27 protein-coding genes and 7 pseudogenes are annotated in these 25,198 nt (G+C 26.4%); 31 read left to right on the top strand and 3 right to left on the bottom strand.

Annotated elements, in window-relative coordinates:
• Nucleotide 1: 1 nt before the first annotated feature.
• Both pyk and RS022_RS01025 read right to left on the bottom strand, forming a co-directional pair.
• The gene (pyk, locus tag RS022_RS01030) at nucleotides 2–1,357 is read right to left on the bottom strand and encodes a pyruvate kinase (protein ID WP_268850041.1); all 1,356 of its coding nucleotides are present in this window, start codon (nucleotides 1,355–1,357) and stop codon (nucleotides 2–4) included.
• Between the two features lie 238 nt (nucleotides 1,358–1,595).
• Entirely contained in the window at nucleotides 1,596–2,915 is a 1,320-nt protein-coding gene (locus tag RS022_RS01025; RefSeq protein WP_268850040.1) for a hypothetical protein, read from the bottom strand.
• 872 nt (nucleotides 2,916–3,787) lie between these two features.
• On the opposite strand from RS022_RS01025, the gene RS022_RS01020 reads away from it, so the two are divergent.
• From RS022_RS01020 to RS022_RS00915, 21 genes and pseudogenes are all read left to right on the top strand, one after another.
• Nucleotides 3,788–4,654 (top strand): hypothetical protein, encoded by an 867-nt coding sequence (locus RS022_RS01020; protein ID WP_268850227.1) that lies wholly within the window; start codon nucleotides 3,788–3,790, stop codon nucleotides 4,652–4,654.
• 34 nt (nucleotides 4,655–4,688) lie between these two features.
• Complete coding sequence (locus tag RS022_RS01015) at nucleotides 4,689–5,744, top strand: coiled-coil domain-containing protein (protein WP_268850039.1); 1,056 nt, start codon at nucleotides 4,689–4,691, stop codon at nucleotides 5,742–5,744.
• Between the two features lie 66 nt (nucleotides 5,745–5,810).
• Nucleotides 5,811–6,534, top strand: a pseudogene (locus RS022_RS01010) (effector).
• Nucleotides 6,535–6,620: 86 nt separating this feature from the next.
• Nucleotides 6,621–6,929, top strand: coding sequence for an SVM family protein (locus tag RS022_RS01005; RefSeq protein ID WP_268850038.1), 309 nt, complete (start codon nucleotides 6,621–6,623; stop codon nucleotides 6,927–6,929).
• Nucleotides 6,930–7,021: 92 nt separating this feature from the next.
• Nucleotides 7,022–7,429, top strand: coding sequence for an SVM family protein (locus RS022_RS01000; RefSeq protein ID WP_268850037.1), 408 nt, complete (start codon nucleotides 7,022–7,024; stop codon nucleotides 7,427–7,429).
• Between the two features lie 34 nt (nucleotides 7,430–7,463).
• Entirely contained in the window at nucleotides 7,464–8,045 is a 582-nt protein-coding gene (locus RS022_RS00995) for an SVM family protein (RefSeq protein ID WP_268850036.1), read from the top strand.
• A gap of 95 nt (nucleotides 8,046–8,140) precedes the next feature.
• A complete protein-coding gene (locus RS022_RS00990) occupies nucleotides 8,141–8,353 on the top strand; it encodes a hypothetical protein (RefSeq protein WP_268850035.1) in 213 nt (70 codons plus the stop codon).
• Between the two features lie 241 nt (nucleotides 8,354–8,594).
• A pseudogene (locus RS022_RS00985) lies at nucleotides 8,595–9,241 on the top strand (YqaJ viral recombinase family nuclease).
• Nucleotides 9,242–9,300: 59 nt separating this feature from the next.
• Nucleotides 9,301–9,474 carry a hypothetical protein gene (locus RS022_RS00980; protein WP_268850034.1) on the top strand — a complete coding sequence of 58 codons (174 nt, stop codon included), beginning with the start codon at nucleotides 9,301–9,303 and terminating at the stop codon, nucleotides 9,472–9,474.
• Nucleotides 9,475–9,587: 113 nt separating this feature from the next.
• Entirely contained in the window at nucleotides 9,588–9,869 is a 282-nt protein-coding gene (locus RS022_RS00975; protein WP_268850033.1) for a hypothetical protein, read from the top strand.
• Nucleotides 9,870–9,943: 74 nt separating this feature from the next.
• Nucleotides 9,944–10,129 carry a DUF2963 domain-containing protein gene (locus RS022_RS00970; RefSeq protein ID WP_268850032.1) on the top strand — a complete coding sequence of 62 codons (186 nt, stop codon included), beginning with the start codon at nucleotides 9,944–9,946 and terminating at the stop codon, nucleotides 10,127–10,129.
• Nucleotides 10,074–10,313: a DUF2963 domain-containing protein gene (locus RS022_RS00965; RefSeq protein ID WP_268850031.1), complete on the top strand. Its 240-nt coding sequence runs from the start codon at nucleotides 10,074–10,076 to the stop codon at nucleotides 10,311–10,313. Before RS022_RS00970 ends, RS022_RS00965 begins: the two co-directional genes overlap by 56 nt.
• A gap of 33 nt (nucleotides 10,314–10,346) precedes the next feature.
• A pseudogene (gene tmk, locus RS022_RS04115) lies at nucleotides 10,347–10,983 on the top strand (dTMP kinase).
• Nucleotides 10,967–11,110: a hypothetical protein gene (locus RS022_RS00950; protein WP_268850029.1), complete on the top strand. Its 144-nt coding sequence runs from the start codon at nucleotides 10,967–10,969 to the stop codon at nucleotides 11,108–11,110. The pseudogene tmk (RS022_RS04115) and the gene RS022_RS00950 overlap by 17 nt, the downstream one beginning before the upstream one ends.
• Before the next feature lie 39 nt (nucleotides 11,111–11,149).
• Nucleotides 11,150–11,762 (top strand): annotated as a pseudogene (locus RS022_RS00945) (hypothetical protein).
• 18 nt (nucleotides 11,763–11,780) lie between these two features.
• Nucleotides 11,781–13,320: pseudogene (locus RS022_RS00940) on the top strand (replicative DNA helicase).
• A gap of 41 nt (nucleotides 13,321–13,361) precedes the next feature.
• The gene (locus tag RS022_RS00935; RefSeq protein WP_268850028.1) at nucleotides 13,362–13,967 is read left to right on the top strand and encodes a sigma-70 family RNA polymerase sigma factor; all 606 of its coding nucleotides are present in this window, start codon (nucleotides 13,362–13,364) and stop codon (nucleotides 13,965–13,967) included.
• Between the two features lie 238 nt (nucleotides 13,968–14,205).
• Nucleotides 14,206–14,534, top strand: a pseudogene (locus tag RS022_RS00930) (single-stranded DNA-binding protein).
• Nucleotides 14,535–14,619: 85 nt separating this feature from the next.
• Nucleotides 14,620–14,910, top strand: a complete 291-nt coding sequence (locus RS022_RS00925; RefSeq protein ID WP_268849637.1) for an HU family DNA-binding protein — start codon at nucleotides 14,620–14,622, stop codon at nucleotides 14,908–14,910.
• A 42-nt stretch (nucleotides 14,911–14,952) separates the two neighbouring features.
• Nucleotides 14,953–17,253, top strand: coding sequence for an AAA family ATPase (locus RS022_RS00920; RefSeq protein ID WP_268850027.1), 2,301 nt, complete (start codon nucleotides 14,953–14,955; stop codon nucleotides 17,251–17,253).
• A gap of 86 nt (nucleotides 17,254–17,339) precedes the next feature.
• Nucleotides 17,340–18,230, top strand: a complete 891-nt coding sequence (locus RS022_RS00915) for a hypothetical protein (protein WP_268850026.1) — start codon at nucleotides 17,340–17,342, stop codon at nucleotides 18,228–18,230.
• Here the strand turns inward: RS022_RS00915 and RS022_RS00910 are convergent, their stop codons facing one another.
• Nucleotides 18,231–18,368 (bottom strand): hypothetical protein, encoded by a 138-nt coding sequence (locus tag RS022_RS00910; RefSeq protein ID WP_268850025.1) that lies wholly within the window; start codon nucleotides 18,366–18,368, stop codon nucleotides 18,231–18,233.
• 331 nt (nucleotides 18,369–18,699) lie between these two features.
• Here RS022_RS00910 and RS022_RS00905 point away from each other — a divergent pair, with 331 nt between their 5' ends.
• The 10 genes and pseudogenes from RS022_RS00905 to RS022_RS00860 all read left to right on the top strand — a co-directional run bounded on the left by RS022_RS00905 (nucleotide 18,700) and on the right by RS022_RS00860 (nucleotide 25,191).
• Entirely contained in the window at nucleotides 18,700–19,347 is a 648-nt protein-coding gene (locus RS022_RS00905; protein WP_268850024.1) for an ATPase, read from the top strand.
• A gap of 66 nt (nucleotides 19,348–19,413) precedes the next feature.
• Nucleotides 19,414–20,148 (top strand): effector, encoded by a 735-nt coding sequence (locus RS022_RS00900; RefSeq protein ID WP_268850023.1) that lies wholly within the window; start codon nucleotides 19,414–19,416, stop codon nucleotides 20,146–20,148.
• Nucleotides 20,149–20,183: 35 nt separating this feature from the next.
• A complete protein-coding gene (locus RS022_RS00895; protein ID WP_268850022.1) occupies nucleotides 20,184–20,492 on the top strand; it encodes an SVM family protein in 309 nt (102 codons plus the stop codon).
• A gap of 324 nt (nucleotides 20,493–20,816) precedes the next feature.
• Nucleotides 20,817–21,074, top strand: a complete 258-nt coding sequence (locus RS022_RS00890) for a hypothetical protein (RefSeq protein ID WP_268850021.1) — start codon at nucleotides 20,817–20,819, stop codon at nucleotides 21,072–21,074.
• A 255-nt stretch (nucleotides 21,075–21,329) separates the two neighbouring features.
• A complete protein-coding gene (locus RS022_RS00885) occupies nucleotides 21,330–21,578 on the top strand; it encodes a hypothetical protein (protein WP_268850020.1) in 249 nt (82 codons plus the stop codon).
• Nucleotides 21,579–21,583: 5 nt separating this feature from the next.
• Nucleotides 21,584–22,231, top strand: a complete 648-nt coding sequence (locus RS022_RS00880; protein ID WP_268850019.1) for a YqaJ viral recombinase family nuclease — start codon at nucleotides 21,584–21,586, stop codon at nucleotides 22,229–22,231.
• Nucleotides 22,232–22,290: 59 nt separating this feature from the next.
• The gene (tmk, locus tag RS022_RS00875; protein WP_268850018.1) at nucleotides 22,291–22,911 is read left to right on the top strand and encodes a dTMP kinase; all 621 of its coding nucleotides are present in this window, start codon (nucleotides 22,291–22,293) and stop codon (nucleotides 22,909–22,911) included.
• Nucleotides 22,911–23,045, top strand: coding sequence for a hypothetical protein (locus RS022_RS00870; protein WP_017193148.1), 135 nt, complete (start codon nucleotides 22,911–22,913; stop codon nucleotides 23,043–23,045). Before tmk (RS022_RS00875) ends, RS022_RS00870 begins: the two co-directional genes overlap by 1 nt.
• Before the next feature lie 32 nt (nucleotides 23,046–23,077).
• Nucleotides 23,078–23,691, top strand: a pseudogene (locus RS022_RS00865) (hypothetical protein).
• A gap of 6 nt (nucleotides 23,692–23,697) precedes the next feature.
• On the top strand, nucleotides 23,698–25,191 hold the full coding sequence (locus tag RS022_RS00860; protein WP_268850017.1) for a replicative DNA helicase: 1,494 nt from the start codon (nucleotides 23,698–23,700) through the stop codon (nucleotides 25,189–25,191).
• Nucleotides 25,192–25,198 lie beyond the last annotated feature (7 nt).

The raw sequence follows: 25,198 nt of genomic DNA, 5'->3' as shown, positions 1-25,198 counted from the left end.
TTTATTCTTCTAATATAATTTTTAAACTATCTTGTTTGATTTCTAATATTACCTTCTTATCATCACTTTCTTTTTGTAAAAGTTCTAATTTATTTTTTAACTCTTGTTCGTTTAAAAAAGGAATATTAGCATAATTTAAAGATAAAGAAGTCGCTTCACTAATATTATTTACTTTAACAAAAACTGGCGCTATAGGATGAAATTTAGATAAAGAAATAGCATATTTTTTATCATCAACAACAATTGCTGATACAGGATATTGTAAAGAAATTTGAATCGCGCCAAAAGCTAAAAAATCTTCAGGTTCTTCAGAATTATAAAATTGAGATATAAAATCGTAATTAACATTTTTTTCGGCTTCTTTTTGGATTTTAGCCATTGTCATAACTGCTTTTTCTGGATAAAGTCCTGAAGCTGATTCGCCTGATAACATTGTAGCAGTTACGCCTTCTAAAACAGCGTTATAAACATCACTTGTTTCTGCTTTAGTAGGACGAGGGTTTTTTTGCATAGATTCTAACATTTGAGTAGCTACAATAACAGGTTTTCCTGCATGTAAACAACTTTGAATTATATTTGTTTGATAAGAAGGAACTAATTCGCTATAAATTTCAATTCCTAAATCTCCACGAGCAATCATAATACCATCAGAAAACTCAATAATATCATCTAAATTATCTAAACCTTCTTGATTTTCTATTTTAGAAATAATTTTTACATTATGTCCTTTTTTAGAATTTAAAAGTTTCTTAACATCAAAAAGATCTTCTTTTCTTCTTACAAACGAAAGAGCTAAAAAATCATATTTATGTTTGCAAGCGAATAAAATATCATTTTTATCTTTTTCAGAAATATAAGGAATTTGTAATCTAATATTAGGAACATTAACACCTCTACGTGATTTTACTACATGAGTATTATCAGCTTTAACAACTAATTCGCGTTTTTGAGAATCTTTTTTAATCACTTCTAAAGTTAAATAACCATCATCAATAAAAATAAAATTACCTTCTTTAATATCATCATATAAATCATAAGTTAAAGAAAATTTATATTTAGTTCCTAAAACTTCATTAAAACAAATTATTATTTCAGAATCTTTTTCGATTTGAACTGCTCCGTCAAAATTATGAGTTCTAATTTCAGGTCCTTTAGTGTCAAGCATAGTTCCTAAATAACTATTATTTTCTTGATTAATTTCTTTAATAATTTGTAAAATTCTTTCGCTATCTTCATAATTAGCATGAGAAAAATTAAAACGAGCTATACAAAGGCCATTTTTAACTAAATTACTTAAAATTTCTTTTTTATCACAAGAAGGTCCTAATGTAGATATTAATTTCACTTTATTAATCATTTTTTAAATAAACTTTCTTTTATTTTTTTAAAAAACATTAAATATTTTTTTAAAAAACATTAAATATTTTTTTATCTTTTAGAAATAGAAACCCAACCTGTTAAATCTAAACCGGATTCATCTGTTTTTTTATTTTTTTTAATCAATTTTTATTATTCTTTCGATTTCATTTTTGTTTTCATTTGTTTTTTCATTTTCGTTTGAATAAATTATTTTTATTTCAGTTTCATTTTTATTTTCATCTATTTTTTAAATTTTTATTTTCGTCTTTTTTAGAACCTTTAAAAATTTCTTTAATTTTTTGAAAAGGATTTAGAAAACCAAATTTGTCTATTTTTTGTATTATATTTTCGATAATTTTTTCTTTTATTTCTCCAATATTTTTTTCGATTTCTTCTTTCATTAAAGTTGATAATTGATTTTTTAATTCTCCAACTTGATCTTGTAAATTTTTGCTATTTTGTTCAATTTCTTTTTGTATTGAAATTGAAAATTTATTTTTTATTTCTTCTTTATCTTCTTTAAGAGTAGAATAACATTCATTAATTTTATCTTCAACAATTGTATTTAAATTTTCAATATTTTTTTTGATTTCTTCTTGCATTAAAGTTGATAATTGATTTTTTAATTCTCCAACTTGATCTTGTAAATTTTTGCTATTTTGTTCGATTTCTTTTTGTATTGAAATTGAAAATTTATTTTTTATTTCTTCTTTATCTTCTTTAAAAGTAGAATAACATTCATTAATTTTATCTTCCACAATTGTATTTAAATTTTCAATAGTTTTTTTGATTTCTTCTTGAATTAAAGTTGATAATTGATTTTTTAATTCTCCAACTTGATCTTGTAAATTTTTACTATTTTGTTCAATTTCTTTTTTTATTGAAATTGAAAATTTATTTTTTATTTCTTCTTTATCTTCTTTAAGAATAGAATAACATTCATTAATTTTTGTATTTAAATCTCCAATAATTTTTTCGATTTCTTTTTGTATTAAAGTTGATAATTTATTTTTTAATTCTCCAACTTGATCTTGTAAATTTTTGCTATTTTTTTCGATTTCTTTTTGTATTGAAGGTAATAATTTATTTTTTATTTCTTCTTTATCTTCTTTAAGAGTAGAATTCCATTCATTAATTTTTGTATTTACATTTCCAATAGTTTTTTTGATTTCTTCTTGCATTAAAGTTGATAATTGATTTTTTAATTCTCCAACTTGATCTTGTAAATTTTTGCTATTTTGTTCGATTTCTTTTTGTATTGAAGGTAATAATTTATTTTTTATTTCTTCTTTATCTTCTTTAAGAGTAGAATCCCATTCATTAATTTTTGTATTTACATTTCCAATAGTTTTTTGAAGAGAAGCTTCTAATTCATTAATTTTTGTATTTAAAATTCCAATAGTTTTTTTAGATTCTTCTAATACTGAAGAACTCACTTCACCTGTAAAAGCGTTTACTTTACTAAATATAAATAAAATCACAAATAAAGCTAAAATTACAGTTAATAATAATTTAATTTTTATTGAAAAAGTTTTTTTATTATTTTGTTCTAACATAAATTTTTATACTCCTTAAAAATTAATTTCTTAAATTAAATTAAGATATAATTTAATTTTTGCAAACTTTTTAATTTTAAAAAAAGAAAATATCATTAAAAATGATAACTTTTTATCGTCATAAAAGTAAAAAATAAAAACATAAAATATTTTTTAATTTAATAATTAACTTCGAAATGATTTAAAAAAATATTATTGACAAAAAAAATAACCAATAAAATTATTAAATTCATTAGAATTATTAAATTCATTAGTTTAAATAAATTTAATAATTTTATTGGTGGAGATGAGGGGATTCGAACCCCTGTACAAAACTAATTCGTTTTTTAATTTCTACATACTTATTTTGTTTTTTAAAAACAAACAAACTAATTAATAAAAAAATTTAATATAATTCCTATTAGAATCATAAAAAATAATAGGAAATTATAAAACTACTAATAATAGTCTACTATATAATATTAAAATAATAAATTAAATTTCTTGATATAATATCAAAATTTAAACAAGTTAAATTTATAGAAAAATAAAAATTTTAGCTTTGAAATCTATCATAAAACTTTATTTTTATTAATTATTCAATAAAAATAATGAATTAAAAATAAATTTTTTTAAGCAAAAACTAATTGTCCTATTCCATAATTTGAAGGAATAAAATTCATATTTGAAGAAGTAACTTCTTCTTGTTTATTATTGCCGTTTATTTTAACCTCGAACATTTTTACTTGCGTTACCAAGATATGCATAAAAAACTCTTTAGTTTTGGCAAATTCCATAAACATCCCCAATTAATCATTTAATTAATTAAATTATTCTTTTATATCCTTAACCTTTCCATAATAATAATTATACAATATTAATAATAAAAAATTATAAAAAACAAAAAGTATCTAAGGTTTTGGAACTCTTCAAATCAATCCAAAAACAATAAATCTAATAAAATAATTATCAGAAAACAAACTCAAACTCCTAAAATAATTATCGAAACTCAAACTAAAAAAGAAAAATGGTGTCTTAAAATCATTAAAACTTTCTTTAAAATCATCATTTGGTGTATTCTATTATTATTAATTGGTGAGGCGATTTATTGGACCCTTTTCAAATTCTTTCCTGAAGTTTTAAACCAAATCAACGCTTTTACGAGCAACGTCGCAGCTAAAACCAAAATATTATATGATAAAACCACTCAACCAATTCGTCAAGTTATCGAGTATATCTATAATAAAGTAACAGGCAACGATAAAGATCCTAATCATACTCCTTCACCGCAAAATAAATTAGGTTATTATCTAGCAACTACTTTAAGCGTCATCGGGATTTGTTTCGGAATCGGAAAAATCAGTCATTGGTTAAAAGGTGGAACAAAAAAAACCATTAAAAAAGGAACTAAAGCCATCATTCAAAAAAAAGCTACTTCCAAAATAGTGAATGTCGTTGGTAAAATCCTTAAAATTGGTAGTAAAGATTTATTTTGGGTTTCTTTAGCTTCAACTGCTTATGAACTTTACCAATTTTATCAAGAAGAAACCAAAATCCCTAATCCTCCACAACAATTAACCCATAAAATGGAAAATCCTCCAACACCAATCTTACAAATACCATCTATTCAACAACAAACAAACAATGAATTACCAACTATAGTTAATCCAATTCAAGAAGAAACAACTAAAGAAGAAACAAATCAAGAAGAAACAAATCAAGAAGAAAGTAAAACTGGTAACCTTAACAATCCCTTATAAAGGTTTAGTTAAATCAACAACTGAACCTATCTTATTGCAACAAGAACAATTCCAACAAACACCACTACTTGTTGAGGAATTAAAAGAAATTAACAAAACAACTGAAACACAACAATTAACTCCTGAAGAAATCATCAAAGTCAAACACTTATTAGAAATTCAACTCCAACAAGAAAAAATTAATAGTTTAACTTTAGAAACACAAAAAAATAATTTAGAACATGATCTAACTCAAAAACAAGAAGAATTAGAAAACAATCAAAAACTATCTCAACAAGAAAAACAAAAACTTCAAAAAGAAATCAATCAACAAACCGACAAAATCCGTTATAAAGAAAATGAAATCTTTAACCAAGATCAAAAGATTAATCAATTAGAAACTGATCTTCACCAAGAAAAAACGATCAACACCGAAAAAGAAAAACAAATTAATCAATTAATCAATCAAATCGACGAACAAAACCAAATGACCGAACAACTCCAAAACCAACTCCAAGAACAAAAATCTTTAATCGAAAATAAAAACCAAGAATTAATAACCAATCAAGCTTTATCCCAAAAAGAAAAACAAGAACTTAAAAACGAAATCAATCAATTAACTACTAATTTTCAACAAAAAGAAAAAGAATATCAAGCAACTATCTACCAAAAAGACCAAGAAATCACCCAATTAAACCAAATCATCAACGAACAAGCCAATGAAATTAACCGTTTAAGTAAGGAATTAGAACAACAAATCGACAAATGGGTAAAACAAGGCCTACATATTCAAGCTCTAGAAGGAACAATTAAGGCTTTAGAAAATGCTTCTGCTAAATATATTGAAGAAAACGCCGAACTCCTTCATGAAATCAATAAACTCAAAGAACAAATAAAAGACGAACAAAAAGCCCATGGAAAAACTAAAGTAACCTTAGAAGATAATAAAAATAAATTAATCCAAACAAAAACAAAATACGATCAAGTTCAAGATACCATAGAAAAACAAGAAACCTGGAAAGGTTCAATTCAACCCTTTACTAATAAAATTAAAGACGACGTAAACGAAACAGTTAATAAAGTAACTTCTTGGTTCAAAAAATGGTTTTAATTAAAATTCAAAAGTTAAATGTGTTAAAATGTTAGTATATTACAAATTACCCGAAAGGAACTAATCATGTTTAATATTAAAAAAATTATTAAATGGGTTTTTATCGTATTAGGGATACTTCTTTTTTTAATTATTGGTTTTATTGTTTTAACCGAAATGGAAATCATTAAATTACCAAAAGAAGAAATCCCTACTTTAAAAGAAACCAAATTTGAAAACATTGAAGAATGGTATGACGATAATAAAAAATGTACAATGATTAAAGTCAAATACACCTTTAATGGCCTTAATGGAATCGGCTATTATCAACAACAACTTCAAGAAAAAAAAGGTAGTCATAACAATATTTCAATTGTTCAAGAACGCCTCGAAATCCAAAAAGAACCTTCTAACCTTGCTAACTTACATCAAAGACCGTCATCCTTTCGACCGTTGGAATAAAAGAGGTTTAACTTACGATCGTACCACTTTAAACGGATTCAATTCCGCTTCTTTCGATATGGAAGATGACAGTTCTTTATATTCAAATATCAATTTTGAAAAACAACAATTCAAAGGCCCAGGAGGTAACTATTTAATCCTTAAATACAAAGGCCCTAAACATTTCTTAGAAGAAGACAAAGACTATTACCTTGGTCGCGCACGTGTTCACGATTCTGATTTTAAATTAACCCATTTTCACCTTCACTTCAATCCTGTTCGTAAAACTTTATCCATTTATCAAGATAAACACAATAACGATAAAGCCCAAGAAGCCGAAAATAACAAAAGAACCAGATCTGACTGGTGATAAAAATTTTAATAACTTCCAATATGTTAAAATATGTTAAAATATGTTAAAATTAAAAAGAATCAAAATTGAAGGAGATTTAATTAATGTTAAAATTACAAAATCAATTTAAAATAATAAGTATTTGTTTATTCTTTTTATTAGGATTTTTTTTAATTTTTAATACTAAATGTTTGTATGCTTTACCTGGAATAACTTTAGAAACACAAAAGATCCGATTAGAAGAAAGAAAAAATGAACTAAAGTCACAAGAAATATTACTATCTCGAGAACCAAGAAATAATGCAAATATTGAAAGATTATGTCATGTTAGAACGGAAATTGTTAAGATAAATATGGAAATATATATGATAATGCAACAGATTCAAATGCGAGATATCATACAACAACCCTAAACACAAGAAGCCCAAAACATTCCAAGACCAATCGAATAATTCTAAGAAAATATTAGATGATATTAAATATGAATTAAAGGAGATTTTAATTAATGTTTAAAATAAAAAATAATTTATTATTATTAAATATATTTGTATTTATTTTTTTATTAGGATTTTTAATTATTAATAATATTCAAATAATAGCCGCTGCTAATGAAGAGTTTATTGGCGATATGAGAATCGTTAATACAACTTTTTCAGATATTAATCGTATTAAAGATTTTCAACCATTTTCACAATATTTTGATTTTAAAATAAGTGGTCCTTGTTATAATGGAAACATAGCAGAATTTGCAATTATGTGGAAAATTAAGAATCCGCCTCATAATTTATTAGGTGTTTTTTTTGATAATGGCAACAGAGATGATGAAGATGATAAATATACTTTAGAAGATTTAAAACAAATGGGCAATGGAGCTAAAAATATGTATATTTTTTGGCAATATGAACAAAAATAATTTTTCTTAATTAAAAAAGGAGTTTTAATAAATAATGATTAAATTAAAAAACCAATTTAAAATAATAAGTGTTTATTTATGTGCTTTCTTGGGATTATTATTTATTTTTAATAATAAGCAAGTTATTGCGATGAATAATAATAACGTTGGAACAAGCGAGAATGTTTATAATTCTTTAGAAGAATATAGAAATTATCAAAATTTATTAGTTTCTCAACAAACAAAAGCACAAGAAGTTATTAATGCTTTTGAACATAAAGTATCAGAAACAGAAAAAAAACTTTTATTTGATCAACTAGAATTAATACATCAACAAATTATTATAACTCAACAAAGACACTTAGATATTCAACAACAAATAACTATAAATTTAATTTTAAATAATGAAATAACAGAATTAGAAAGACTACATTCATTATTAATGCAAGAAATGACAACAATTATCAATAACATACCTCTTTATGCTTCAGAAGAACAAATTAATCTTTTAAGAAATACACAAATTAGAATAAATCAAAATCAAGAAAATATAAATACAATATTAGAACAAATAAGAAATCAATCACCTATGCCTCGAATTAATTTATCTCGTAATCGTTCTTCTCAAAAACGTTAAAAAATTAAATTTTTTTAATCAAAAAACAAGACCCTCCTTCAGGGTCTTTTTTTTATTTAACAACACACACAACAATTGGAAAGGGAACAAAAACAATGTTCATTAAAAAAATCTTTCAATCTTTACCTAGTAATCTCATTTTTTTCGTCATCACCTTACTTTCATTTATTCCAATTATCACCATTTATTATGTCATTAAATACTATCTTTTCACCATTAAACTAAGCATTCAAAAACTAAAACAAGGAATAGTGGTTCAATTTTATCAACATTTAACCACGAAGCAACCCAATCATGTGGAACCCTAATTAATACTTGGTTAACTAAGTTAAATAATGGTCTTAATAACCTTAGTCATTATTTCTTTACTTATCAAAATCAATGGTTAAACTTAGGTTTATTAACAATTATTTTATTATTTCTTCCTCATCTTTTATATTTAATTGATTTTCTTTTTAAATGTCTTTATCACATTCTAATATTTTTTTATTATTTAGGAAAATATCTTTTATTATTATTAAAGAAAATATTTAAGAAAGAATGAATATTATGAGAATCAAAAACTTAAATCAACGCACTAAATTATGGTACCAACACCGAAAAAAATACATCAACGCTTCCGAAGTTGCTTCGATAACGGGTTTAGATCCCTTTCGTTCCATGGAACAATTAGTTCATGATAAACTCTTTGGCACCACTTTTACCGCTAATCAATACACTCTTCATGGACAAAAAATGGAACCCATTGCTAGAGAATTTTTCATAAAAAAACCAATTTAACTTTTGAAGACGCCATTTTCACTGATGATCAAGTTTGCCTTTTTTCCGCCTCTTTAGACGGCTACAATGACCAACATCAAGCTATTTTAGAAATTAAATGTCCTTTTGTGAACGAAAACCAAGCAGTCTCAACAACTTGGACTGATTTTTTAACCAATCCTCAATTAGAAAATATCCCCAAATACTACTGGGCCCAAGTTCAATGTCAACTCTATTGTAGTCAAGCGAACTTCGCTTATTTTTTGGTTTATTTTAATGACATAAATTATCATGTAGTGCGTATTTACCAAGACAATAACTTCATTAATAAAATAATTATAGATGGTAAAAAATACTTAGAACTTTTAAACAAAGCCAAAGAAGAATTAGAAAAAACCACTTATTTAAAACAATTAAGCAAAATAAAATACAACTAAGACCTTCAAATTTGAAGGTCTTTTTTTATGCCCAAATTAAGAATCAAAGGTGAATTAAAATGTATAAAACAAATAACAAAAATAAAATAAAAACAGTTAATAGAAATTTTAAAAAATTTCATAATATTTTCCACCGCCTTATTTTTAAATATTATTATAGAAATGCCAAAACATTACAAAAAATGGAAAATATGGCTTTAATTGATGTGTTTATTAATAGTTTAGAGAATTAATATACCTTCAAATTCCTAAAAAACAATTAAATTTTTCATTTAAAAATTGGGGCGAAAACTATTCCACATTCAGTTTTGAAATTTACGATAATAATTTCATCATCCACGGGAAAATGGCAGTTTTTTATTTAGAAGATAAAAAAGACATTATTCCCATAATTGAATTAAACCGACAAGAAATTTCTTTTTTTACTGATTTGAATATACTTATTTTTTTAGATCGAAAAGAAAAATTTTTGGTTGCAAACTTAAACAAAACTATTCAAGAATTAAACAAAGGAAACCAATTTTTTACTCAATCAATTGGAAGTGATGTTGTAATTTTAAAATATGACTCATCTCCCTTTTTTAAAACATTAATTTATTCCTTACATTTCCCCATTTTTAAAAACTAAAATCAACCAAACTGAGACCTTCAATTTGAAGGTCTTTTTTTTATGCCCAAATGAAAAATCAAAGGAGAAAACAAATGAAAACAACTAAAAAAGAATACATCGACGATTATGGTTTTAAAATCATTCAAGAATCCGATGAAAAAACTGGTAAAAGTATTAAAGATACTTTTTATCAATCAGATGGAAAAACTATCAACTACATCGATGAATACGACAAAGATACTGGCAATATTATTAAAAAAACTGTGTTTCCGGCCTGATGGAAAAACTATTTGGTATTTAGATGAATACGATAAAAAATATCGTAACAATGTTAAATATATTGAATATCACCCTGACGGAAAAACTATTAAAGAAATAAGAGAATACGATTATTATGAAGAACTAATCAAAATAACATATTACGATCCCGATGGAACAATTAGTGATATTATTAACTTTTAAACCCAAATATAAAAATAAAAGGAGAAAATAATAATGAAATTAATCGTTTTTGAAGGACTTGATGGCAGTGGAAAAACAAGCCTAATAAAAAGCGTCAAACAAAAATTAAAAAAACAAGGAAATGAAGTGATGGTTATTCGCGGATTAGGCAGTTCTACAATTGGTAATTATATACGCAAAACATTTTTAAACCACAATGCTTTACATAATTTAACTAGATATTTTTTAAGTTTTGCGAACATGATTCAAACCCAAAAGAAGAACTCATCAAAACCCACTTAAAAACCAACAAAATCATTTTAGTTGACCGTTTTGGTTAGGCTCTAATTTCGCCTATCGCGTATATCCATCAAAAATTGACAAAAATTACCAAATTTTTAACAAATTAAGTAAAAAATTCATCAAACCTGATATCACTATTTATCTAAAAATTAATCCGCAATTAGGTTTAGAACGCAAAATAAACCAAAAGAATCATCAATTAGATGTGATTGAAACTAGTTCCTTAACTTATTTTCAACAAGTAGAAAAGGGATATTGTGAATTTTTGCAAAACCAAAACCTAGGAACTAAAATTATCTTAAACAATATGAATGATAAAGATGCTAAATTTAATCAACAATATATTATCAAAAAAATAGGAGAAATAAAGAATGGCAATAATAGTTAAGAAAAAATGTCAAAACGGAAATTTATATATCCATTATAGCAACAGCAAAATCAAAACGATTAAAAAAGACGGAACCATTCAATGGCGTACCAAAAAAATTAAATTAAAAAACCAAAAAAGACTCTAATCAAAGAGTCTTTTTTTTATTTAGAAAGGAAATAATAAAATGAATCAATTAACTAATTTGTATTTTGAAAATATCAACATTTTCAATCATAAATCATTATCCGTTAACATCACTAAAAATATAATTTTTACAACTTGTTTTAATAAAAATTTTAATGAATATATGTTCGAATCGCACATGAACCTAAATAAATATTTAACTGATAACAACTATAACTCCCAAAGTCAAAAAGTAATTCGTGTTAAAATCAATGAATACTTAATTTTACTTTATCTAAAAAACAAAGGAATCACAAACTTATACCCTCAATCCTAATTATTCTTCATTCCCAATATTAAATTCGATTTGGTTTTATTCACTAAAACCAAACGCATAATTGCATTCAACTTCAAAACATGCCTGCGAGACCGATACAAACAAGCCATTATCGAAGGTCAACAATTAAAAAAACTCGATACTCGTTTTGAATTTTATTTATTAACTAATTAACACCATTGAATCCCAAAGACTAAACAAAAAAATTGCAAACGGAAAAGTCCAAGGAATTAACCAAGTAATTAACTTATTTTCCAGTTCCGCCAAACAATTTTTACAAACCTTAATTACCACCGAATTCATCCCTTTTTCTAATATCAATATAATAAAAAAGTAAAAAAGGAGTTAATATAAAATGTTAACCAACGAACAAAAAGCGTTACAACAACTAATAAATTATATCGAAAAAGGCCAATGGGAAAAGTTAAATCTTTACTGCCAAATAATCAACCCCAAAAATCTACTTGACCCCAAAAATACAAAAATATTTACAGCTTTAAAATATTTATTTTTAGAAAAGCAAATATCTCATCCGTGGGACAAACACACTACAAAACCAATTATTATCAAAGAGTTATTAACATATTTACAAACTAATTTCTAACAAGATAATTTTACTTTAGATTCTTTAAATTATTTAAATAATGATTTTAATAACCAAAATAATACTCATGTTTTAGACAACCTAAAACACACCTACACCCAAGAAAAACTATTTCAACAACTAATAAAAATCATTAGCCCCACATACGAAACCCAAGACCCTTACCACAAAAATTTATATTACCAAGAAATCTTTGATAAATTAAGAAATTTTATGGCTTTTATTCCCCACAAATCCGACCAAACTTTATTAACTTTAAATCAAATGTCCTCTTTCCATCCTGAATTTTTTGACACTGATAACCAAGCCAAACAAAAAATCCAAGAAGAATATTACCGCTTATCAGAAAAAACTTTCAAAGGATTAAATCAAGCCACGAAAGACTTTAAAAAAGGTAAAATCATCACTATTGGTGGCTATACTGGTTTAGGAAAAACAACTTTTGTCTACAATCTTCTTTTAGATATCGCCAAAACCAAACACCAAAAAATTCGCCATCATCCTCATATCTTAGTTTTTTCTTATGAAATGACTTTAGAAAAAAATTTAAGTCGTTTATTAGCCCACCAAACTCAAATTCCCTTAGATGTTATTTTAGATAAAAATTGGGAAGACGCAAATATCACCACACATACCTACATGGAAAGGATGAATGACGCTCAACAATTTTTTTCCCAACTTAACTTATCATTTAGTTATGATCAAACTAAAAAAATAGATTATATCATTGATTTAGCTTATCGTTTCTCTTTGGAACAAAAAGCGGAGATCATCGTTATTGACCATCTCCAAATTACTAAAGCGTCCAATCATTTAGAAAATGATCGGTTAGCCATTGACGAAATAATGACGAAACTTAAACAATTAGCCATGGAATTAAACGTCGTTATTATCATTTTATCGCAATTTTCAAGAGATACATACAGCAATTACCAAGATAAATCCCCCTGAAATAACAGCTTTAAAAGGAAGTGGTGGCATCGAAACTAACTCCGATATTGTTTTAATGATGTCTGAATTCTAACCCAAACATCCAAAGACCAAGAAAAACCTTTAAATATCTATAATCAAAATTTAAATCAATTATATTTAACATCAAAAAAACAATGAAAATCAAAAAATCATTGAATTATCTATTAAAAAGAATCGGAGTGGCATCAAAAAGAATTTAGTTTATCACTTTGAAATGAGTGCACTGTTCCAAAAGTTTAGACACTTTTTCCTTTTTAAAAATTCTTTAAGACTAACTATTAAGTTAGTCTTTTTTTCTTTTCCAAGGCTAAAAAAATAATTTCCTCTCTTTTCTAAAAACGTTTTTAGAAAGGAATATAAATGTTAAAACAAGAATTATTTAAAGATTTTTTAAAAAATAAAAAGAATTTAGAAATTCGTAATCAATTAATCACACTTCATTTACCATTAGTCAAAAAACTAGTTTATCAATTTAAATATTATCCTCGAGTTTTAACTAAAGAAGATTTATATCAAGAAGGGATTTTAGGATTAATCAAAGCCCTCAATAATTACGAAGATTTAGGTTATGACTTTATTGCTTACGCTACTCCAACCATCAAATCGGAAATCAGAGAACTAATAAGAAAAAGCCATTCACCTTCAATCCCCCAAAAAAATCATAAAGTTGATAATCTTTCTTTTAAAGAAGAGTTTTATGAACCATATCAAATAAATAATTTAAACCCTCATCAATTATGGTTAAAACAAGTTAATCATGAAATTTTTTTAAAAAAAATGAAAGCTAAATTAAGTGAAAACGAATTCAAAATTATCTATTTAAGTTTTGGTGTTCCTTTAGGAAATATTAACGAAGATTATCAAGGATGTTATACCAATACCGAAATAGCTGAAAAACTCAATTTATCTTTAAAACAAGTAGAAAATATTAAAAACATCGCTATCAAAAAATTAAAAAAACGTTAAAACCTATCGCTCGTCCGTAATGACGTTAAACTAGTTATTAAAAACAATAAAAAATAAAAACCAGATTACTTTCAAAGTAATCTTTTTTTGTATCAAAACCAAGCATAAAATTTTTGAAACAACAGTAATAAACGATTCCAACATCAACAAATCAGATAGTCGTTCAATACATTTGTTTTCAAAAGTTTTATCTATAAATAAATAAAAAAATATATCAAAAAGAAGGAAAAATAAAATTATGTTAAATAAAGTTCAATTAATCGGTCGTCTAAGCCATGATTTAGAAAAACAATATATCAATTCAAAAACGAACAAATCGCTAAAATCGATTTTCAATTAGCTCTTAACATTAAAGATAAAACCCAATTCATCCCTTGTATCGCTTTTCGTAATCAAGCTGAAAACATGAATAAATACCTACATAAAGGTTCAAAAATATATGTAGAAGGCACATTATCAATCCAAAAATACACGAATAATGAAGGTCAAACTAAAACTAACACTAAAGTTATTCTTCAAAACGTGATCTTTTTAGATAATAAACCTCATGAATCTTTACCTTTTTAAAAAAAAGATTTCATAACAACCAAATGAACTTAATCATCTAACCAACAAACAATTAAAAAAATCAAACAAAAGGAGTCAAATAATTATGACAAAAAAAGAATTAATTAAAAAAATTGCTTTAGCTAACAAAACTTCCGTAACTAAAACTGAAGAATTTTATAATATCTTCGAAAATAATTTAATCAACGCTATCACTAAGAACGAAGAAATAGTTTTATTTCCTAAAATAGGCAAATTTAAATTAAAATCAAGAAAAGCCTACATCGGTAGAAACCCTAAAACAAAGAAAAAATTAAAAATCCCTGCCAAAACAGTAGTCACTTTCAAACTTTCTAAAACCATCAAAGACAAAGTGAAAACTTTAATTTTAAAATAACCAAATGATTTTCTTTAAAACACCTAAGAAAGGAGGTTATCTATGTCATTAAACAAAAAAATTTATTTGAGTTTGATCGGATTATTGAGTTTAGGTTTCTTGATTTTATTAATTTTTGGCTTTATTAATTCTCGTCCACCAACTCAAAACCCATCATTAACTAAACAACCCTCATCAACACAACAACAAGAGATCGACAACCAAATCAAATTAGAACAAGCCAAAATCCAAGAACTCCAACAACAAGATCAAACCTTAAAAAATCAAATTGATGAAAATGTCAAAACTTTAACTGACATTATTACCAAAATTAAAACTCTACAAACTGAATTAACTAACAATCCGCAATTAACCCCAATCATTAAAACCCAAAAACAACAACAATTAACAGAACTGAAAAATCAACTCCAAACCCAACAAGCCTTAGTCAATAATTTAATGGAACAAAGGAAAGCGTTAAACCAAAATCAAAAAGAAAAACAAGAAGAATTAGAAAAATTAGCTCAAGAAAAAGCCCAACTTCAAACCCAAGAAAACCTCCAACAACAAATTTCCCACTTAAATCAAGCCCTTAATTATGTGGAAGCTAATCAAAAAAGAATTGAAGAATTAAAAACGCAAAAGGAATATCAAAAAAATCAAACCGAATTAAAAAATTTCAAGGATTTTCAACTTTTCTTAACTGATCAAAAATTAGCTTTTGAAAAACAAAAGAAAAATTTAACTATCCAATTAAATCATTTAAAAGAAAACAAACCTCTTCCTCATACTAAAAAACAAGTGACATTCAAAGATGTTTACGGCATGGAAAGCGAAAAAGAAGAATTAGAAGACTTATTAACTTATTTTCGCACGAACCAATCCTTAATTAACTTCGATCAAGTCCGCCCCAAAGGTTATTTACTCTATGGCCCTCCAGGAACAGGAAAAACCTTTTTAATCAAAGCCCTTTGTGGAGAAGCGAACGTTCACTTTATTAATTTAATTCCTTCTAAATTCCGCCAAAAATACATTGGCGAAGGAGAAAAAGAAGTTGATAAAGTGTGGCAAGAAGCAGAAAGTCATGATAAAACCATTATCTTTATTGATGAAATTGAAGGATTGGAAAATCGTAATGATTCTAACATTTCTTCAGGAGGAGTCAATGTGATTAATACTTTATTAGATAAATTAGATGGGTTTAATAGCAGTAATAAAAAAATTGTCTTAATGGGAGCGACTAATAATCTTCATAAAATTGATACCGCTTTACGCAGTCGTTTTAGTAAAGAAATCTATATCGGTCATTTAAAAAATAATGAAATTGAAGGTTATCTAAAACATATTATTGTTCCTTATCAAATTAGTTATCATACTTTCTTAGCTTTAAAAGAGATTACCCAATTATGTCAAGGCAAAAACCTCTCTAATCGTGATTTAACCACCATCATCGAAGAAGCTTACAAAAAAACCGCTAAATGGGCTCAACAAAATCCTCAAACCCACGAAGTCATGTTACCTTCGGATATTGAAGAAGTCTTAAATTTAAAATTAAAAATGAAACCTGATTATAGTCAGATTAAAAAAAGAAGAGAAGCTTGTGAAAACCAATACGCCCAATGGCGCGAAGGAATCCTTCAATATTTAGATAAACCTAAAGATGAAACCAAAACAGAAACCAACTTTACCTTTGATAGTTTAAACGGAATTAACTATTACAATCGTCGCTATTCTCAAATCCAAGCTGAATTAAATAATATTAATCAGCAATTAACTAAAATACACCAAGAAAACAAAATTCCTCAATTGGAACAAGAATTAGTCACTTTAAACCAAACACCTGAAAAATACGAACAAACTATTAAAGATAAAAATCAAGAAATCATCGATATTAAAAATAAACTTCAAACTCTTCCAACTCAAGAAGAAAGTTTAAGAAAAGAATTAAAACTAGTCGATAATCTTCGCGAACTTCAAAAAGAACCATCTAACTTAGTTTGTTACATCAAAGACCGTTATCCTTTCGACCGTTGGAATAACAGAGGATTAACTTATGAGGAAACCTCTATTAATGGATTTAAATTTTCTCATTTTGATACTGAAATAGACAGTCAATTAAATTTATATATTAAATTAGAAAAACAATTTAAAGAAAACTCAAGTGGTAACTGTTTAATCCTTAAATACAAAGGCCCTAAACACTTCTTAGACGACGACAAGGACTATTATCTTGGATGCGCATATGTTTCCAACTCTAACTTTGAATTAACCGATTTCAACCTCCACTTCAACCCTGTCCGTAAAACTTTATCCCTTTACCAAGATAAACATCACACTAAATCTCAAAATAATAATCAAAAATAATTTCACCAACATTAAAAGACTATAAATGAGAGTCTTTTGATTTTAAAACAACTTTAAATCTAAAAAAAGAAAGCGAGTAAAATCATATGGCTAAAAAAACAAATAAAAACACTAAAAATCAATCCAAAAACAATAAATCTAACAAAATAATTATCAAAAGAAAAACTCCAACTCCTAAAATAATTATCGAAACTCAAACTAACAAAGAAAACTTGTTGCTTAAAATCATTAAAAATTTCTTTAAAATCCTTATTTGGTGTATTCCATTATTATTAATTGGTGGGGCGATTTATTGGACGCTTTTCAAATTCTTTCCTGAAGTTTTAAACCAAATCAACACTTTTACAGCTAATGCCGCGACTAAAACTAAAGCGTTATACGATAAAGCCACGCAACCAATTCGTCAAGTTATCGAGTATATTTATAATAAAGTAACAGGTAATGATAAAGATCCTAATCATACTCCTTCACCGAAAAATAAATTAGGTTATTATCTAGCAACTACTTTAAGCGTCATCGGGATTTGTTTCGGAATTGGAAAAGTCGGTCATTGGTTAAAAAGTGGCAAGAAAAAGACTATCAAAAAAGGAACTAAAACGATCATACAAAAGAAAGCTACTTCCAAAATAGCGAATCTCGGTGGTAAAATCATTAAAATTGGTAGTAAAGCTTTATTTTGGATTTCTTTAGCTTCAACTGCTTATGAACTTTACCAATTTTATCAAGAAGAAACCAAAATCCCTAATCCACCACAACAATTAACCCATAAAATGGAAAATCCCCCAACACCCATCTTACAAGCACCACCTGTTCAACAATCATTCAATCCAACCATTATCCAAAATGAAGAATCAACTTTAACTAATAATAATGAAGTTAAAGAAGAGACAAATCAAGAAGAAACAAATCAAGAAGAAACAACTCAAGAAGAAACAACTCAAGAAGAAAGTGAAACTGGTAACCTGAACAATCCCTGATCATGGTTCAGTTGAATCAACAACTGAACCTACCTTACTACAACAAGAACAACTCCAACAAACACCACCACTTGGTGAGGAATTAAAAGAAACTAACCAAACAACGGAAACACAACAACTAACTCCTGAAGAAATCATCAAAGCTAAAAACTTATTAGAAATTCAACTTCAACAAGAAAAAATTAATAGTTTAACTTTAGAAACTCAAAAAGCTAATTTAGAACATGATTTAACTCAAAAACAAGAAGAATTAGAAAACAATCAAAAACTATCTCAAGAAGAAAAACAAGAACTCCAAAAAGAAATCAATCAACAAACTGACAAAATCCGTGCTAAAGAAAACGAAATCTTTACCCAAGATCAAAAGATTAATCAATTAGAAACTGACCTTCACCAAGAAAAAACCATCAACACTGAAAAAGAAAAACAAATTAATGAATTAATCAACCAAATCAACGAACAAAACCAAATGACCGAACAACTCCAAAATCAACTTCAAGAACAAAAATCCTTAATTGAAACTAAAAACCAAGAATTAATAACCAATCAAGCTTTATCTGAACAAGAAAAACAAGAACTCCAACAGGAAATCAATCAATTAACTACTAATTTTCAACAAAAAGAAAAAGAATATCAAGCAACTATCTACCAAAAAGACCAAGAAATCACCCAATTAAACCAAATCATCAACGAACAAGCAAATGAAATTAACCGTTTAAGCGAGGAATTAGAACAACAAATCGATAAATGGGTCCAACAAGGCCTTCACATTGAAGCTTTAGAAGGAACCATTAAAGCTTTAGAAAATGTCTCTGGTAAATATCTTGAAGAAAACGCCGAACTCCGTCATGAAATTAATAAACTTAAAGAACAAATAAAAGACGAACAAAAAGCCCATGAAGAAACTAAATCAACATTAGAAACCGAAAGTGAGAAATTAACGCAAAAAATACAAGATTATAAACTAATCGAATTAAAACTCAAAACACAAGAGAATAGCTATAGCACCGCAATTCAACCTTTGAAAACAGTATTTAAAGAAGACATAAGACAAAGAATTAAAGGCGCAAAGGAAAATGTTAATAAAGTAACTTCTTGGTTCAAAAAATGGTTTTAATTAAAATCCAAAAGTCAAATATGTTAAAATGTTGGTATGTTATAAATTACCCGAAAGGAACTAATAATGTTTAATATTATTAAAAAAATCATTAAATGGTTTTTTATTATTTTAGGGATACTTCTTTTTTTATTGATTGGTTTTTTCGTTTTAACCGAAATGAACATAATTAAATTACCAGAATTACCAAAAAAAGAAATTCCCAGCATAAAAGAAACCAAATTCGAAAACATTGATGAATGGTATGACGATAATAAAAAATGTACAATGATTAAAGCTAAATACACCTTCGATGGTCTTAATGGAATCGGCTATTATCAACAACAACTTCAAGAAAAAAAAGGTAGTCATAACGATATTTCAATCGCTCAAGACCGCCTCGAAAAACAAAAAGAACCATCTAACTTAGTTTGTTACATCAAAGACCGTTATCCTTTCGACCGTTGGAATAACAGAGGATTAACTTATGAGGAAACCTCTATTAATGGATTTAAATTTTCTCATTTTGATACTGAAATAGACAGTCAATTAAATTTATATATTAAATTAGAAAAACAATTCAAAGAAAATTCAAGTGGCAACTGTTTAATCCTTAAATACAAAGGCCCTAAACACTTACTTGACGCAGACAAGGACTATTATCTTGGACGCGCATGGTTGGAAAATTCAGAATTTAAAAACGAAGATTTCAACCTCCACTTCAACCCTGTCCGTAAAACTTTATCCCTTTATCAAGGCAAACACAATAACGATAAAACCAAAGAAGCCAAATATAATAAAAGAACAAGCTCTGACTGGTGATAAAAAAGAATAAAAATAAAAAGGAGATTTAATTAATGGTTAAATTAAAAAAACATTTACTATTATTTAATATTATTTTATTTATTAGTTTAGGATTATTATTAATAAATAATAATAATCAAATTATAGCAATGGACAAATTAAATAATGAATTAAATAAAGAAACAAATATTAATAAATGTCAAGAACAAATTCAACAATTAGAAAAAATAACAAAATATAGTAAAGAAGATGAAAAAATAAAAAATGATAATTTGGAAAAACAAAAAAACCATTTTTTTAAATTGTTTATAAAACAAATAGTTATAAAATTGATTTTTATAGAAATTAATATAAATTTTTAAACATAAAACAAGCAAACAAAAATATCCAAATTTACAATTATACTCAACAAAAAATTAAAGAAAAACACCAAATTAAAATCCTTGAAATAATTATGTACCTTAATCATTTTTTTTAAATATTCAATACATGAAGTTGTATAATAGTAATATATTCAAATTTTCATATTTGATAATTTATAACCATTATCAGAGGGATAAAAAAATTAATAAATATTAGTAATTTTTTAAAAACACAATATAAAAATAATATCTTATTTAAACTAAACTATCTCTACATTATAATCCCATCTGAGGGATAAAAAATAAAAAAAGGAAATCAAAAAAATGGAAATTAAATCATTTATTTTAATAATAAGTTTAATTTTGAATGTTATTTTAATACTTTTCTCCATAATTAAAACAATACAATGTAACAAAAAATTAAAATTCGAAGATTTGACTGAAAAAGAATTTGAACTAAAATGTGTTGAATTAATATGTTCGGGAGAAATGAGTTTTGAAAATAATAAAAAAGTTTTAAAAGCAATGCAAAAATTACACAAAGAAATATTTTTAGATACAATTTCCAAAGCAAAAGAATAATCACAAACAAAGACCCTTCAGGGTCTTTTTATTTTCACAACGAAAGGAAACAAAAACTATGTTAATAAAAAAATCTTTTCATCTTTACCTAGCAATCTTATCTTTTAATCATCACTCTACTTTCATTTATTCCAATTATCACTATTTATTATGTCATTAAGTTCTATCTTTTAACCGTCAAACTAAGTATCCACCAATTAAAACAAGGCATAGTGGTTCAATTTTATCAACATTTAACCACGAAGCAACCCAATCATGTGGAATTTCATTAATACTTGGTTAACTAAATTAAACAATAACCTTAAAACTATCAGTCATTATTTCTTTACTTATCAAAATCAATGGTTAAACTTAGGTTTATTAATAATTATTTTATTATTTCTTCCTCATCTTTTGTATTTAATTGATTTTCTTTTTAAATGTTTTTATCACATTCTAAGGTTTATTTATTATTTAGGAAAATATCTTTTATTATTATTAAAGAAAATATTTAAGAAAGAATGAATATTATGAAAATTAAAAACTTAAATCAACACACCAAATTATGGTATCAACACCGAAAAAAATTTATTAACGCTTCCGAAATCGCTTCCATTACGGGGTTAGACCCTTTTCGTTCCATGGAACAATTAGTTCATGATAAACTCTTTGGCACCACTTTTACCGCTAATCAATATACACTTCATGGACAAAAAATGGAGCCTATTGCTAGAGAATTTTTCATTCAAAAAACCAATTTAACTTTTGAAGACGCCGTTTTCACTGATGATCAAGTTAACCTTTTTTCCGCATCTTTAGACGGCTACAACGAAAAACATCAAGCTGTTTTAGAAATTAAATGTCCTTTTGTGAATGAAAACCAAGAAGTCTCATCCACTTGGACTAGTTTTTTAACTAATCCTCAACTCGAAAATATCCCCAAATACTACTGGGCCCAAGTTCAATGTCAACTCTATTGTAGTCAAGCGAACTTCGCTTACTTTTTAGTCTATTTTAACGAAACTAATTATCATGTGGTACGAATTTATCAAGATCAAACTTTTATCACGAAAATGATTCAAGATAGTCAAAAATACTTAGCTCTTTTAACCAAAGCAAAAGAAGAATTATCACAAACAACTTATTTAAAACAATTAAGCAAAATAAAATACAACTAAGACCTTCAATTTGAAGGTCTTTTTTTATACCCAAAACCAAATAAAAGGAGAAATCAATAATGAAATTAATCGTTTTTGAAGGACTTGATGGGAGCGGAAAAACTTCTCTTATCAATTCCCTTCAACCCCATTTAAAAACTCCCTTTCAAACTTATCAAGGCTTAGGGAGTAGTTCACTTGGAAAGGAAATTAGAGATTTATTTTTAAATTTTCAACAAGTAGATTACCTCACTCGTTTTTATTTAAGTCTCGCCAATATGGCCCAAATCCAAGCGGAATTAATTATTCCTCAATTAAAAAATAACCAATTAATTATTTTAGACCGTTGGTTACCATCTACTTATGCTTATCAATTATTTCCTTTTTTCAAAGAAAAGAAACAACTTTTACTTTTAAAAAAGATCTTTAAGATAAATCATGAAACTATTTTAAAAAAACCTGATTTATTAATTTATTTAGATATTGATCCGCTCATCGGCAGAACCAGAAAGAAAAAACAAAAAAACCATCAAAGAGATGTGATTGAAAGACAATCATTAACTTATTTTCAAAATGTTAGCCAAGGATACGATCATTATTTCACTCATTATACTAACGGCATAAAGAAATTAATTTTAAGCGGAACTGACGCCCTTCAAACTAACGTTCAAAAAATCTTAAAATATCTAGGAGAAAGATAATGGCGATTGTTATTAAGAAAAAATGTCAAAACGGTAATCTCTATTTTTATTACCATAACGGGAAAATTAAAACCATCAAACCTGATGGGACCATTACTTGGAAAACAAAAAAAATTAAGAAGAAAAGACCTTAAAACAAGGTCTTTTTTCTTGAGAAAGGAAAAAGATGTTAACGAACGAAGATTTTTACCACATTAAACAACTTAATACTAACACTCAATGTGTTAATATTTTAAAAAACTTTAAAAAAACATCATTTTCACTTAATTTTAATGAATATATGTGTCATCATCACCATTTACTCGATCAATATTTAATTAATAACAATTACAACTCCCAAAGTAAAAAAGTAATCCGCGGTAAAATCAATGAATATCTTATTTTACTTTATTTTAAAAACCAAGGAATCATCAATTTATACCCCAAGCTTATTTATTCTTCATTCCAGATATTAAATTTGATCTCGTTTTATTTACCAAAACCAAACGAATAATGGCGTTTAGTTTTAAAACCTGTCTTCGTGACCGCTATAAACAAGCCATGGTCGAAGGTCAACAATTAAAAAAACTCGATACTCGTTTTGAATTCTACTTATTAACCAACGATGCCGTTGAAACTCAAAGATTAAACAAGAAAATCAATCAAGGGAAAATCCCAGGAATTAACCAGGTGATTGATTGTTTTTCACCTCCAGCGAATGTCTTTTTAAAAACTTTACTTAATAATCAATTCCTCCCTTTTAGTGATATTAACATGATTAAAAAAGAAAAAAGGAGTTAATATAAAATGTTAACCAATGAACAAAAAGCATTACAACAATTAATAAAATATAGCGCACAAGGCCAATGGGAAAAGCTAAACCTTTATTGCCAAATCATCGACCCTAAAACTCTACTGGACCCCATAAATACCAAAATCTTTCAGGCCTTAAAATATTTATTTTTAGAAAAACAAGCATCTCATCCATGGGATAAAATCAAATCTCAAACGGAGATCATCAAAGAATTACTTACCTATTTCCAAACCCATTTTCCCCAAGATCACTTTACGAAAGCATCTTTATCTTTTTTAAGTGATGATGTTAATGAGGAAAATAACCTTGATTTTTTAGCTAACCTAAAACATACCTATACCCAAGAAAAACTGTTCCAACAACTCTTAAAAATTATTAGTCCTTCTTTTGAAAATAAAGATCCTTATCACAAACATTTTTATTACCAAGAAATCTTTGATAAATTAAGAAAATTTATGGCTTTTATTCCTCATCAATCAGATAAAACCTTATTAACTTTAAATCAAATGGTTTCTTGTCATCCTGAATTTTTCCAGTTCGATCAACAAGCCAAACAAAAAATTCAAGAAGAATATTACCGCTTATCGGAAACTTTCAAAGGATTAAATCAAGCCACCAAAGGCTTTAAAAAAGGTCAAATCATCACTATTGGTGGCTATACTGGTTTAGGAAAAACCACTTTTGTTTATAATCTTTTGTTAGATATCACCAAAACTAAATACAAAGAAACTCATCATCATCCCCATCTCTTAGTTTTTTCTTATGAAATGACCTTAGAAGAAAATTTAAGTCGTTTATTAGCCCACATAACTAAAATTCCTTTAGATGTTATTTTAGATAAAAATTTCGAAGATTCAAACATCACACAACATAACTACACGGAAAGGATGAATGACGCTCAACAATTTTTTTCCCAACTTAACTTATCATTTAGTTATGATCAAGGCAAAAACATTGATTATGTAATTGATTTAGTTTATCGCCTTCATTTAGAAAAACAAGCAGAAATCATCGTCATTGACCACCTTCAAATTACTAAAACTAGTAATCATTTAGAAAATGACCGTCTAGCAATTGACGAAATTATGACTAAATTAAAACAATTAGCCATTGAATTAAACATCGTTATTATCATTTTATCTCAATTTTCAAGAGATACATACAACAATTACCAAGGTAAATCACCAGAAATCACCGCTTTAAAAGGAAGTGGTGGAATTGAAACTAACTCAGATATCGTCTTAATGATGTCTAAATTCCAACCCAAAATATCCAAAGACAAAGAAAAACCATTAAATATCTATAATCAAGATTTAAATCAATTATATTTAGAATCAAAAAATAACGAATCTCAAAAAATTATTGAATTATCTATCAAAAAAAATCGAAGTGGTACCAAAAAAAACTTAGTTTATCACTTTGAAATGAACACTCAAACCTTCCAAGAAATCGGTTATGTTTTGCCTTATCCATTAGAAAATTATTAAGGAGTTC

It is taken from the genome of Candidatus Phytoplasma rubi (assembly GCF_026821955.1).
Lineage (GTDB): Bacteria > Bacillota_I > Bacilli_A > Acholeplasmatales > Acholeplasmataceae > Phytoplasma > Phytoplasma vitis.
The sequence above is the reverse complement of the archived record's forward strand: the minus strand, read 5'-3'. Positions and strand labels throughout refer to the sequence as shown.